This is a genomic window from Nocardioides sp. GCM10030259, from assembly GCF_042666375.1.
In the GTDB taxonomy this organism is placed as follows: domain Bacteria; phylum Actinomycetota; class Actinomycetes; order Propionibacteriales; family Nocardioidaceae; genus Nocardioides.
On record NZ_JBHTDF010000026.1, the window covers coordinates 384152 to 396727 of the forward strand.

Genomic DNA, 12576 nt, shown 5'->3' on the forward strand with positions numbered 1-12576 from the left:
CGCCCACGGCGCCTAGCCGCCTGCACCGGCTCCTCCCAGCGCGCACCGAGCGGCCGGACCGCTCCTGCAACCCACCACTCCTTCCGGCAAGGAACACCCATGACGCACATCGTCGTGAACGGCGAGCCCCGGAGCCTCGACGGGACTCCGGTGCACACGAACGCACTGGACTTCCTGCGGGGCTGCGGACTCACCGGCGCCAAGGAGGGCTGCGCCGAGGGTGAGTGCGGCGCCTGCTCGGTCCTGGTCGCCCGGCCCGCAGCCGACGGCACCGCCACCACCGAGTGGCTCGCGGTCAACTCCTGCCTGGTCCCCGCGGCGGCGCTCGACGGCCAGGAGGTCGTCACCGCCGAGGGGCTCGGCTCCCCCGACGACCTGCACCCGGTCCAGCGGGAGATGGCGGTGCGCGGCGGCTCGCAGTGCGGCTACTGCACGCCCGGCTTCGTCTGCAGCATGGCCGCCGAGTTCTACCGACCCGCCCGTGCCGACGGGGCCGACGGGTTCGACCTGCATGCCATCAGCGGCAACCTCTGCCGGTGCACCGGCTACCGGCCCATCCGCGACGCCGCGCTCGCACTCGACCTCCCGGACAGCGACGACCGGCTCGCCGCCCGCTGCACGCACCCGGCGCCGGACCCGAGCCGGACCGACCTCAGCGACGGTCACGCCGCCTACCTGCGGCCCGCGACCCTCGACGAGGCCCTGGGCGCGCTCCACGACCGGCCCGACGCCGTCGTCGTCGCCGGCAGCACCGACTGGGGCGTGGACGTCAACCTGCGCGGCAGCCGGGCCGACCTGGTCGTCGCCGTCGACCGGCTCTCGGAGCTGCGCGGGTGGTCGGTCACCGACACCGAGATCCGCATCGGCGCCGCCCTGACCCTCACCGAGATCGAGCGCCGGCTCGACGGCCGGCTGCCGCTGCTGGAGGCGGTGATGCCGCAGTTCGCCTCGCCGCTGATCCGCAACGGCGCCACCCTCGGCGGCAACCTCGGCACCGGGTCGCCCATCGGCGACACCCTGCCGGCCCTGCTCGCCCTGGAGGCCGGCGTCGTGCTCGCCGACATCGACGGCCACCGGACCGTCCCGCTGGACGCGTACTTCACCGCCTACCGGCAGTCGGTACGCCGGCCCGGCGAGCTGATCACCGAGGTCGTCGTACCGATGCCAGCCAGCACCGTGACCGCCTTCCACAAGATCGCGAAGCGCCGGTTCGACGACATCTCGTCCGTCGCCGTCGCCTTCGCCCTCGACATCGGCGACGGGCGGGTCCGCAAGGCACGCATCGGGCTCGGCGGCGTCGCCGCCACCCCGGTCCGGGCCGTCGCGACGGAGGCGGCGCTCGAGGGCCGTCCGTGGACGCACGACGTCGTCGAGGAGGCCGCCGGCGTGCTGAGCGGCGAGGCGACGCCCATCTCGGACCAGCGGGCCAGCGCCGCCTACCGCACCGCGATGCTCGCCGAGTCGCTCCGCCGGCTGTACGCAGAGGAGCCAGCATGACCACGACCACCCGGCCGGCCCAGCCGGCCCCGAGCCCGCTGAGCCGACGCCCCGACAACCCGGTCGTCGGCGAGGCGCTGCACCACGAGAGCGCTGCCGCGCACGTCACCGGGCACGCGCTCTACACCGACGACCTCGTCATCGGCACGCACCGCGTGCTGCACGCCCACCCCGTCCAGGCACCCCACGCGCACGCGCTGGTGACCGACCTCGACGTGGCGCGCGCGTACGACGTACCCGGCGTCGTCCGGGTGCTCACGGCCGCCGACGTGCCGGGCGTCAACGACGCAGGCGCCAAGGGCGACGAGCCGCTCTTCCCGAGCGAGGTGATGTACCACGGTCACGCGGTGTGCTGGGTGCTCGGCGAGACCCTCGAGGCGGCCCGGCTGGGCGCCGCCGCGGTCGACGTCGCCTACGAGCCCCTCCCGTCGATCCTCACCGTCGACGAGGCGATCGCCGCCGAGAGCTACCAGGGCGCCCGACCGACGGTCGCCCGCGGCGACTCCGCGGCCGGGCTGGCCCGGGCGACGCGGGTCTTCGAGGGGGTGACGGCCTTCTCCGGGCAGGAGCACTTCTACCTCGAGACCCACTGCTCGCTCGCGCTCGTGGACGAGGCCGGCCAGGTGTTCGTCCAGTCGAGCACCCAGCACCCGACCGAGACCCAGGAGATCGTGGCGCACGTGCTCGGCGTGCCCAACCATGCGGTCACCGTCCAGTGCCTGCGCATGGGCGGCGGCTTCGGCGGCAAGGAGATGCAGCCGCACGGCCTCGCGGCGGTCGCCGCGCTCGGCACGACGCTCACCGGTCGGCCGGTGCGGCTGCGGCTGACGCGCGCCCAGGACATGTCGATGACCGGCAAGCGGCACGGGTTCCACGCGACGTGGCGCGTCGGGTTCGGCGACGGCGGGCTCTTCACCGGCCTCGAGGCGACGCTCACCTCCGACGGCGGCTGGAGCCTCGACCTGTCCGAGCCCGTCCTGTCCCGCGCGCTCTGCCACGTCGACAACGCCTACTGGATCCCCGACATCACCGTGCACGGCCGCGTCGCCAGGACCAACAAGACCTCGCAGACCGCGTTCCGCGGCTTCGGCGGACCGCAGGGGATGCTGGTGATCGAGGACATCATCGGCCGCTGCGCACCGGAGCTCGGGATCGACCCCGCGGAGCTGCGCCGCCGCAACTTCTACGTCGACGGCCAGGCCACGCCGTACGGCCAGCCGGTGCGGCACCCCGAGCGACTGGTCGCCGCCTGGGAGCAGGTCCACGAGACCGCGGCCCTCGACGCCCGCCGCGCGGAGATCACGGCGTGGAACGCCGAGCACCCGCACCGCAAGCGCGGGCTGGCGACGACGCCGGTCAAGTTCGGCATCTCGTTCAACTTCACGACGTTCAACCAGGCCGGCGCGCTCGTGCACGTCTACAAGGACGGCTCCGTGCTGATCAACCACGGCGGCACCGAGATGGGCCAGGGCCTGCACACCAAGATGCTCCAGGTCGCCGCCACCGCGCTCGGCCTGCCGCTGGCGCGGGTCCGGCTCGCCCCCACGCGGACCGACAAGGTGCCCAACACCTCTGCCACCGCCGCCTCCGCCAGCGCCGACCTCAACGGCGGCGCCATCAAGGACGCCTGCGACCAGATCCTGGCGAGGCTGGTCGCGGTGCGCGCCGACCTGCCCGACGCGTCCTGGGACGAGCTCGTCGCGGCGGCGTACCACCGACGCGTGCAGCTGTGGGCCGCCGGCTTCTACCGGACCGAGGGCCTGAGCTGGGACGCCACCACGATGACGGGGCACCCGTTCAAGTACTTCGCGTACGGCGTCGCCGCGACCGAGGTCGAGGTCGACGGGTTCACCGGCACCTACACCACGCGCCGGGTCGACATCGTGCACGACGTGGGCGACAGCCTCTCGCCGCTGGTCGACCTCGGCCAGGTCGAGGGCGGCTTCGTGCAGGGCGCCGGCTGGCTGACCCTCGAGGACCTGCGGTGGGACGAGTCCGACGGCCCGGGCCGGGGCCGGCTCCTGACCAACAGCGCCTCCACCTACAAGCTGCCGTCGCTCTCCGAGATGCCCACCGAGCTCAACGTCGCGCTGCTCGAGCGGGCGCACGAGGACGGGGCCATCTACGGCTCCAAGGCCGTCGGCGAGCCGCCGCTGATGCTCGCGCTGAGCGTCCGCGAGGCGCTGCGCGACGCGTGTGCGGCGTTCGGGCCACCCGGTCGCGCCGTCGAGCTCGCCTCCCCCGCCACGCCCGAGGCGGTCTACTGGGCGCTGTCCGCCGCACGGAGCCGGCCGTGATCACCACGTGGTGGCAGGCCGTCGCCCACCTGCGCGAGCAACGCCGGCCCGGGGTGCTCGTCACCGTCACCGACGTCCGCGGCCACGCGCCCCGCGAGTCCGGCGCGAAGATGGTCGTGACACGGGAGGAGACGTGGGGGTCGATCGGCGGGGGCAACCTCGAGGAGGTCGCCGTACGCCGCGCCCGCGCGAGCCTCGACTCGGGCGCGGCCGGTCCGTCGTCGTTCACCTGCAGCCTCTCCGACAAGGCCCCGATCGAGCACGGCGTCCAGTGCTGTGGCGGCGAGGTCACCGTGCTGCTCGAGCCGCTGCCCGTCGCGCCGTCGGTCGCGATCTTCGGGATGGGCCACGTCGGCCTCGAGCTCGCCCGCATCCTCGCCCGGCACGACCTCGACCTGCACCTGGTCGACTCGCGGGCCGAGCAGCTCTCCGACCGTCGTCTGGCGCCGCTGACCGACGCCGTGGCGGCGGTGCACGTCCACCAGGTGCCCGTGCTGCCCGAGCTGGTGCTCGGCGGCCTGCCCGGCGGCACCCGGATCTTCGTGCTCACCCACGACCACGCCGAGGACCTCGCCATCGTCGACGCCGCCCTGCGCTGCGACCACCTCGGCACGATCGGACTCATCGGGTCGTCGGCGAAGTGGTCGCGCTTCCGGTCGCAGCTCGCCGACGCGGGGATCCCGGCACACCGGATCGACGACGTACGCACGCCGATCGGGCTCCCCGGCGTCACCACCAGCAAGGACCCCGCGGCGATCGCCGTGTCCGTCGCCGCCGCCGTGCTCGCGTCCCTGGAGCCGGCCGTCCCCGCCGAGGAGAGGCAGGTCCAGGAGTGAGCCGAGACAGTCCGGACGCGCAGCGCCTCGCCGCCGACCTCGCCGCCCAGCTCGACGAGAGGCTGGCGAACGCCGACGCGATGCTCACCCGCGCCTACCCGGGCGGCCGGCCGGGACGGCAGCCGGTCCACACCGTCTACGTCCCCGCGGACCAGTACACGGCGGACCTCGTGCCGGAGTACGGCGTCGCCGCGACGCGGGCCCTCGACGACCACGCCGACGCCTTCGCCACGCTGGTCGCGGACGACGACGTCGTCCGCCGGGTCCGCGACAAGCTGGTCCACGAGCCGGTCGAGGACCTCCGGATCGACTTCGAGGACGGCTACGTCGACAAGTCCGACGCCGACGAGGACGCCGACGTCGCGCGCACCGCCACGGCCCTCGCCCGCAGCCAGGCCGACGGGACGGCCGCGGCGTTCGGCGGCATCCGGATCAAGAGCTTCGAGGCGCCGACGAGGGGCCGTGGCGTCCGCACCCTGACGTCGTTCGTGGCCGCGCTGGCGGCGGACGGCGGACGCCTCGACGGCTGGGTCGTCACGCTGCCGAAGGTGACCAGCGTGGAGCAGGTCGAGGCCATGGTGCACGCCTGTGGAGTGCTGGAGAGCGGGCTCGCCCTCGCGGACGGTGCACTGCGGTTCGAGATCCAGGTCGAGACGCCGCAGTCGATCCTCGGCCCCGACGGCACCGCGCTGATCGCCCGCATGGTGCAGGTGGCCGGCTGCCGGCTCAGCGGCCTGCACTACGGCACCTACGACTACTCCGCGTTCTGCGGGATCCCGGCGGAGCACCAGTCGCTGGAGCACCCGGCCGCCGACCACGCCAAGCTCGTCATGCAGGCGGCCGCAGCGGGCACCGGCGTGTGGCTGGCCGACGGCTCGACCAACATCCTGCCGGTCGGCGACGCGGCGGCGGTCGCGGCCGCCTGGGCCACCCACCACCGGCTGGTCCGGCGCGGGCTCGAGCGCGGCTTCTACCAGGGCTGGGACCTGCACCCGGCCCAGCTGCCGACCCGCTACGCCGCGAACTACGCGTTCTACCGCGGCGGGCTGGCGCGCTCGCTCGAACGCCTCGGCGACTACGTCAACCAGACGATGAGCGGCACTGCGGACGAGCCGGCCACGGCGCGCGCGCTCGCGGCGTACGTGCTCCGCGGCATCGACTGCGGCGCCGTCGCGCCCGACGAGGTCCCGCTGCCCGCCGCGACCCTCCACTCACTCGCTCACGGACGGTAGGAGACCCATGGGATACGCACTGGGCGCGAACCAGTACGGCAAGGCCGAGAACCGCGTCGTCCGCATCGTCCGGGACACCGCCAGGCACGAGATCCGCGACCTCAACGTCTCGACCTCGCTGCGCGGCGACTTCGAGGCGGCCCACACGATCGGCGACCAGTCGGCGGTGCTGCCGACCGACACCCAGAAGAACACCGCGTTCGCCTACGCGAAGCTCCACGGCGTCGACTCCGTCGAGGACTACGCCCTCGCGCTGGGATCGCGTCTGCTGGAGGCCACCCCCGCGGCCACGTCGGCGCAGGTGCGCGTCGAGGAGTACGCGTGGGACCGGATCGACGTCGGCGGCACGCCCCACGACCACTCCTTCGTGCGTCGCGGCGGCGCGGTGCGCACGTGCGTCGTCACCGTCGGCAGGGCGGACACGCACGTCGTGTCGGGCATCCGCGACCTCGTGGTGCTGAAGTCGACGGGTTCGGAGTTCCGCGGCTTCCTGCGCGACGAGTTCACGACGCTCGCGGAGGCCGACGACCGGATCCTCGCGACGTCGCTCGTGGCCCGCTGGCGGCACACGACCGCCAGCAAGGACTGGAACGCGTCGTACGACGCGGTCGTCGGCGACCTGCTGACGACCTTCGCCACGACGTACTCCCGAGCACTGCAGGAGACGCTGCACGCGATGGGCGCGGCCGCCCTCGACGCCCACCCGGACCTGGCCGAGCTCCGCTTCTCCGCGCCCAACAAGCACCACTTCCTCGTCGACTTCTCCGGCTTCGACGTGCCCGGCCTGACCAACGACGGCGAGGTGTTCGTCGCCGCCGACCGCCCGTACGGCCTGATCGAGGCGCAGGTCGTGCGCGACGACGCGGCTCCCGCCGGCGACGCGTGGCTGCACGTCCCGGGGTTCTGCTGATGACCGACGACATCACGACGACGCGGGAGGTCCTCCTGGGCTGTCTCGCCGTGCCGCGCTGGGCCGACGACGTGCTCGACGCGCAGCCCTACCCCAACCGCAAGGCGCTCCTCGCGACCGCCGACGCCGCCGCGCGACGACTCACCGACCACGAGCTCGGGCAGGCGCTCGCCGGCCATCCGCGGATCGGCGAGCGTGGCGGCGCGCAGTCCCGACGAGAGCAGTCGGGCGTCGACGTGGACGCCGGCGACGTCGCGGCCCGGCTCGCCGCCGGCAACGCGGCGTACGAGGAGCGCTTCGACCGCGTCTTCCTCATCCGCGCCGCCGGCCGTGGGGCCGAGGAGATCCTGGGCGAGCTGACGCGCCGACTCGCCAACGACGACGACACCGAGCGCGCCGAGACGGTGGACAATCTCCGGGAGATAGCCCTGCTACGGCTCGAGGAGGCACTGTCGTGAGCACCGTCAGCACGCACGTCCTCGACACCGCGCAGGGGCGACCCGCCGCGAACGTGACCGTCCGGCTCGAGACCCGCGGCGGCGAGGCGCTCGGCGAGGGGGTCACCGACGCCGACGGGCGCGTCGGACGGCTGGGCCCCGATCCGCTGCCCGCCGGCGACTACCGGCTCCGCTTCGACACGGGGGCGTACGTCGACGGCTTCTACCCCGAGGTCGTGATCGTCTTCTCGATCGCCGACCCCGAGCAGCACTTCCACGTGCCGCTGCTCCTCAGTCCCTACGGCTACTCCACCTACCGTGGCAGCTGAGCTCGACCTCGTGCTCCGCGCCCGTCGCGCAATCGTCGGCGGGGCGGAGGTCGCCGCCAGCGTCGGCATCTCGGGCGAACGCATCGCGGCCGTCACGGCGTACGACGCTCCCCCACCGGCTCGGGAGACGGTGGACCTCGCGGACGACGAGGTGCTGATCCCCGGCCTCGTCGACACGCACGTCCACGTCAACGAGCCCGGCCGCAGCGAGTGGGAGGGGTTCGCGACGGCGACGCGCGCGGCCGCGGCCGGGGGCGTCACGACGATCGTCGACATGCCCCTGAACGCGATCCCGCCGACGACGACCGTCGCGGCGCTCGAGCAGAAGCGCGCCGTGGCCGCCGGCCAGGTCCACATCGACGTGGGGTTCTGGGGCGGCGCCGCGCCCGGCAACCTGGCCGACTTGGCGCCGCTGCACGACGCGGGCGTGTTCGGCTTCAAGTGCTTCCTGCTCGACTCGGGCGTCCCCGAGTTCGGGCACCTCGACGCCGCGGCGTTCGGGCTGGCATTGCAGGAGACCGCTCGCCTCGGGGCGCTGATGATCGTGCACGCCGAGGACGGGAGTCTCCTCGATGACGCGGCGCTCGACGGCGCGGCGTACCAGGGCTTCCTGGCATCGCGTCCGCGACGCTCGGAGGACGCCGCCATCGCGCTGGTGATCGCCGAGGCGCGGCGGACCGGCGGGCCCGCCCACGTCGTCCACCTCAGCAGCGCCGACGCGATCCCGCAGGTGCGGGACGCCCGGGCGGCCGGCGTCGACCTGACCGTGGAGACCTGCCCGCACTACCTGACTTTCGACGCCGAGCAGATCCCCGACGGCGCCACCCAGTTCAAGTGCTGCCCGCCGATCCGTGAGGCCGCCAACCGCAAGGCGCTCTGGGCCGCGCTGGCGGACGGCGACATCGACTTCGTCGTCTCGGACCACTCCCCCTGCACGCCCGAGCTCAAGGCCCAAGGGGCGGGCGACTTCGGGGCCGCATGGGGCGGCATCGCGTCGCTGCAGGTGAGCCTGCCCGCGACCTGGACGTCAGCGCGCTCGCGCGGCCACTGCGTCGCCGACGTCGTGCGGTGGATGGCGACCGGGCCGGCCGACCGCGTCGGACTCTCCCGCAAGGGCCGCATCGAGGTGGGCGCCGACGCCGACCTGGTCCGCTTCGCCCCCGACGAGGAGCTCACGGTCGACGCCGCGCGGCTGCGGCACCGCAACCCGGTGTCGGCGTACGACGGCCACCGGCTCACCGGCGTCGTGCGGGAGACCTGGCTGCGCGGACAGGCGGTGCGAGACGACGCGGCGCCCCGAGGACGACTGCTACACCGAGGAGAGCGATGAGCTACCACGTGCCCCGGGGCGGACTGCCTCCCCAGACGGCCCTGACGACCGACCGGGCCAGGTTCACCGACGCCTACGCCGTCATCCCCGCCCGGACGCTCAGCGACATCACGGCGTCCCACCTCCCCGACTGGGACCGGACCCGGCTGTGGGTCCTGGCCCGACCGCTGACCGGGTTCGCCGAGACGTTCAGCCAGTACGTCGTGGAGGTCTCGCCCGGCGGCGGCTCCGACCGGCCGGAGTCGGACGCCGGTGCGGAGGCGGTCCTGTTCGTGGTCGACGGTCTTCCCGTCCTCACCCTGGACGGGACCGACCACGAGCTCTCGCCTGGCAGCTACGTCTTCCTTCCGCCGGGCACCCCGTGGGCCCTGCACAACGACACCGACGCACCCGCCGTCTTCCACTGGATCAGGAAGGCCTACGCGCAGGTCGCGGCCCTGGACGCGCCCGAGGCGTTCGTCGCGCACGAGCGCGACGTCAAGCCCGTCGAGATGCCCGACACCGACGGCGCCTGGACGACGACCCGGTTCGTCGACGTCGCCGACATGCGGCACGACATGCACGTCAACATCGTCACCTTCCAGCCGGGCGGGTCGATCCCGTTCCCGGAGACACACGTCATGGAGCACGGCCTCTACGTCCTGGAGGGCAAGGCCGTCTACCTCCTCAACACCGACTGGGTCGAGGTCGAGGCCGGCGACTTCATGTGGCTGCGCGCCTTCTGCCCGCAGGCCTGCTACGCCGGCGGCCCCGGCCGGTTCCGTTACCTGCTGTACAAGGACGTCAACCGGCACGCAGGCTTGGACATCGGGACGTCACGGGGGTCGTGAATGGAGTGGCTGGTCATCGCCCTGGCCGTCGGCGGCGCGGGCCTGGTGGGCCGCCGCTGGCAGCGGCGGCGCGCCCTGGCCGGGACCACGAAGGCCGAGCTCGACGACGTACGCCGGCTCGCCGAGGAGGACGTCACCGTCCTGGGTGAGCAGCTGCGCCGGCTCGACGCCGAGGTCGCCGGCCGCGACCTCGACGAGACGGCCCGGGTCGACTACCAGACCGCGCTCGACGCCTACGAGTCCGCCGGCCGCGCGGCGCCGCTCATCAAGACGCCCGAGGAGATCAGCAAGGTCGTCGACACGCTGTCGACGGGCCGCTACGCCCTCGCCTGCGTCCAGGCCCGCGTCGACGGGCGGCCCGTCCCGGAGCGACGGGTCCCCTGCTTCTTCAACCCACAGCACGGCCCGTCGGTCGCCGAGGTGATGTGGACGCCCGGGCGCGGTCGGGGGACGCGTCGGGTCCCGGCCTGCGCCCAGGACGCGGCCAGGGTCGCCGCCCACGAGGACCCCGAGGTCCGCACGGTGACGGTCCGCTCGCGCCGGGTGCCGTACTGGGAGGCCGGCGCCGCCTACCTGCCGTACGGCGAGGGCTACTTCGCGAGCGCGACCGTGATGACCTGGGCCTTCCAGCCGCCCGTCGACGGCGGCGGTTGGGGCGGACTCGACGGCGGCGCCTGGGGCAGCGGCATGGACGGCGGCGGCTTCGACGGCGGCGGTGGTGGTGACGGAGGTGGTGGCGGCGGCGCGCCGTGACGGCCCACGGTTCGGGGCTCCGGGACACCGTGGTTGAGGTGCGAGGAGCGCCAGCGACGAGCCTCGAAACCAAGTTCGCGTCCCCGCGTACGTCGAGCGGGGGTGATCGTTCCTTGGTAGCGAGTCGGGCGTCCTCCCGGCGGCGCCATTGTTCGTCCTCCGCCAGGGCGGTCAAGGGTTCCCTGCGGCGGCTTCGCCGCCCTTGACCGCCCTGTCTCCGGACGAGTTGGCGCCTATCGGGAGGACGCCGACCTGCGGTCGGTCCGCGGGCTCCGGGACACGGTGGTTGAGGTGCGAAGGCGCCCCGCGCCTGAGCCTCGATACCACCCTCCGCGGGCCGCTTCCCGTCCACAGGCCGGCTTCCCACCCGTGTTTGCACATGCGGTCCGGCGGATCGGGCTGGTTGTCGGTGGGGGTGCGTTGGCTGGATGGCATGACAGCGATCGCGACACCCCGGCACCGGGTCAGTGCTGCGGTCGCGCATGTCCACGCCGAGCTCGACGCCGTCGCGGACGCATCCGTGTGGTCCATGGACGCCGACGAGACCTGCGCGACGCTGGTCGAGCTGACTCGCGCGAAGGCGCGGCTCGAGGAGCTCGAGGCCCGGGTGGCCGCGCACGCCGACGACCTCCACGTCGGCCGGGACGTCGGTGCCTCCAACGCGGGCAACTGGCTCGCCCACCAGACCAAGGCGACCCGCCCGGCCGCGCACGCCACGGTCCGGCTGGGACGGTCGCTCGAGGCGCATCCGCTCGTCCGGGACGCGCTCGCCGCCGGCCAGGTGCTCGCCGAGCAGGCCCGGGTGATCATCCGCTGGGTCGACAAGCTCCCCGACACCCTCGGCGCCGACGTCCTCGAGAAGGCCGAGCGGCACCTCCTCGACCAGTCCCGTGACCACGACGCGCGGAACCTGAACCACCTCGGCCGACACCTCTACGAGGTCGTCGCCCCCGAGCAGGCGGACGCGCACGAGGCCCGGATCCTCGCCGAAGAGGAGGCCGCCGCGGCCAAGGCCTGCGAGCTGGTGATCCGCGACGACGAGCGCGGCCGCACCCACGGCACCTTCACCGTCCCCCGCTACCACGGCGCCGCGCTGCGGAAGGCGCTGACGGCGATCATGGCGCCGAAGCACCAGGCCGCCACCCAGGGCGCCGGGGTCGAACGCAAGCCGACGCCGCAGGCGATGGGTCAGGCGTTCTGCGAGTACATCGCCCGCTACCCGGTCAAGCGGCTCCCGCGCACCGGCGGCATCAACGCCAACGTGCTGGTGCTGATGGACCTCGACGTCCTGACGGGACGGCTGGAGAAGGCCGGCGTCCTCGACACCGGCGACACGATCAGCCCCGGCCTCGCCCGCCGGCTGGCGTGTGAGGCCGGGATCATCCCCGTCGTCCTCGGCGGCGACTCCGTCCCCCTCGACCTCGGCCGCAAGCGCCGGTGCTTCACCGACCACCAACGCCTCGCGATGTTCGTGCAGCACTGTGAACCGCCCCGGGATGTCCGGAGGCTTCATTAGTTGGAGGATGAAGTCATGGCACGTCCCAGCAAGTACCCCCGGGAGCTGCGTGAGCGCGCGGTGCGGGCGGTGGCCGAGTCGGTCGCGCAGGGCGAGTACCCCTCGGAGTTCGTGGCGATCCGCAATATTGCCGGGCAGCTCGGGCTCGGTTCGCCCGAGACGCTGCGCAAGTGGGTGCGGCAGGCGGAGGTCGATGGGGGCAGGCGTCCGGGGAAGACGACCGAGGAGATCGCTGAGATCCGGGAGCTGAAGAAGAGGGTCGCCGAGCTGGAGCGGGCGAACCAGATCCTGAAGTCGGCGTCGGCTTTCTTCGCGGCGGAGCTCGACCGCCAACCCAAGTTCTGATCGAGTTCATCGACCAGCATCGAGATCTGTACGGAGTCGAGCCGATCTGCCGGGTGCTCACCGAGCACGGCGTCAAGATCGCTCCGTCGACCTACTACGAGGCCCGCACCCGGGCGCCCTCGAAACGGGCGCTGCGTGATGCGGAGATCCTCGAGCTGATCCGGGTCGCGCGCGAGCACCGATTCCGTGCCCGGTTCGGTGCCCGGAAGATGTGGCTCCACCTGCGCGCACAGGGCCATGACGTGGCGCGGTGCACCGTCGAGC

Annotated in this window: 13 protein-coding genes and 1 other annotated feature; all 13 genes read left to right on the forward strand. The window is 73.4% G+C overall.

The genetic code is table 11. The annotated features are described in order from the left end of the window. Positions 1-99 precede the first annotated feature (99 nt). The gene (locus ACFQQI_RS25405; RefSeq protein ID WP_378569501.1) at positions 100-1497 is read left to right on the forward strand and encodes a xanthine dehydrogenase small subunit; all 1398 of its coding nucleotides are present in this window, start codon (positions 100-102) and stop codon (positions 1495-1497) included. Beyond that, the gene (gene xdhB / locus ACFQQI_RS25410) at positions 1494-3794 is read left to right on the forward strand and encodes a xanthine dehydrogenase molybdopterin binding subunit (RefSeq protein ID WP_378569503.1); all 2301 of its coding nucleotides are present in this window, start codon (positions 1494-1496) and stop codon (positions 3792-3794) included. The genes ACFQQI_RS25405 and xdhB overlap by 4 nt, the downstream gene beginning before the upstream one ends. Next, complete coding sequence (gene xdhC, locus ACFQQI_RS25415) at positions 3791-4630, forward strand: xanthine dehydrogenase accessory protein XdhC (RefSeq protein ID WP_378569505.1); 840 nt, start codon at positions 3791-3793, stop codon at positions 4628-4630. Before xdhB ends, xdhC begins: the two co-directional genes overlap by 4 nt. Continuing rightward, on the forward strand, positions 4627-5862 hold the full coding sequence (locus tag ACFQQI_RS25420) for a DUF6986 family protein (protein WP_378569506.1): 1236 nt from the start codon (positions 4627-4629) through the stop codon (positions 5860-5862). The genes xdhC and ACFQQI_RS25420 overlap by 4 nt, the downstream gene beginning before the upstream one ends. A 7-nt stretch (positions 5863-5869) precedes the next feature. Continuing rightward, positions 5870-6772 (forward strand): factor-independent urate hydroxylase, encoded by a 903-nt coding sequence (gene pucL, locus ACFQQI_RS25425; RefSeq protein ID WP_378569508.1) that lies wholly within the window; start codon positions 5870-5872, stop codon positions 6770-6772. Continuing rightward, positions 6772-7230 (forward strand): 2-oxo-4-hydroxy-4-carboxy-5-ureidoimidazoline decarboxylase, encoded by a 459-nt coding sequence (gene uraD / locus ACFQQI_RS25430; RefSeq protein WP_378569510.1) that lies wholly within the window; start codon positions 6772-6774, stop codon positions 7228-7230. Before pucL ends, uraD begins: the two co-directional genes overlap by 1 nt. Next, positions 7227-7538: a hydroxyisourate hydrolase gene (gene uraH, locus ACFQQI_RS25435; RefSeq protein WP_378569512.1), complete on the forward strand. Its 312-nt coding sequence runs from the start codon at positions 7227-7229 to the stop codon at positions 7536-7538. Before uraD ends, uraH begins: the two co-directional genes overlap by 4 nt. After that, positions 7528-8868, forward strand: coding sequence for an allantoinase AllB (allB, locus tag ACFQQI_RS25440; RefSeq protein ID WP_378569514.1), 1341 nt, complete (start codon positions 7528-7530; stop codon positions 8866-8868). Before uraH ends, allB begins: the two co-directional genes overlap by 11 nt. Continuing rightward, positions 8865-9698 carry a bifunctional allantoicase/(S)-ureidoglycine aminohydrolase gene (locus tag ACFQQI_RS25445; protein ID WP_378569516.1) on the forward strand — a complete coding sequence of 278 codons (834 nt, stop codon included), beginning with the start codon at positions 8865-8867 and terminating at the stop codon, positions 9696-9698. Before allB ends, ACFQQI_RS25445 begins: the two co-directional genes overlap by 4 nt. Continuing rightward, entirely contained in the window at positions 9699-10451 is a 753-nt protein-coding gene (locus ACFQQI_RS25450) for a hypothetical protein (RefSeq protein WP_378569518.1), read from the forward strand. A gap of 433 nt (positions 10452-10884) precedes the next feature. After that, positions 10885-11967 carry a DUF222 domain-containing protein gene (locus tag ACFQQI_RS25455; protein ID WP_378569520.1) on the forward strand — a complete coding sequence of 361 codons (1083 nt, stop codon included), beginning with the start codon at positions 10885-10887 and terminating at the stop codon, positions 11965-11967. Positions 11968-11982: 15 nt separating this feature from the next. Beyond that, a complete protein-coding gene (locus tag ACFQQI_RS25460) occupies positions 11983-12312 on the forward strand; it encodes a transposase (protein WP_378566762.1) in 330 nt (109 codons plus the stop codon). Further along, positions 12270-12398: a sequence feature (AL1L pseudoknot), on the forward strand. Its footprint overlaps the gene before it by 43 nt. Further along, on the forward strand, positions 12366-12576 hold a 211-nt coding region (locus ACFQQI_RS25465), incomplete at its 3' end, for an IS3 family transposase (protein WP_378569522.1). Its footprint overlaps the feature before it by 33 nt.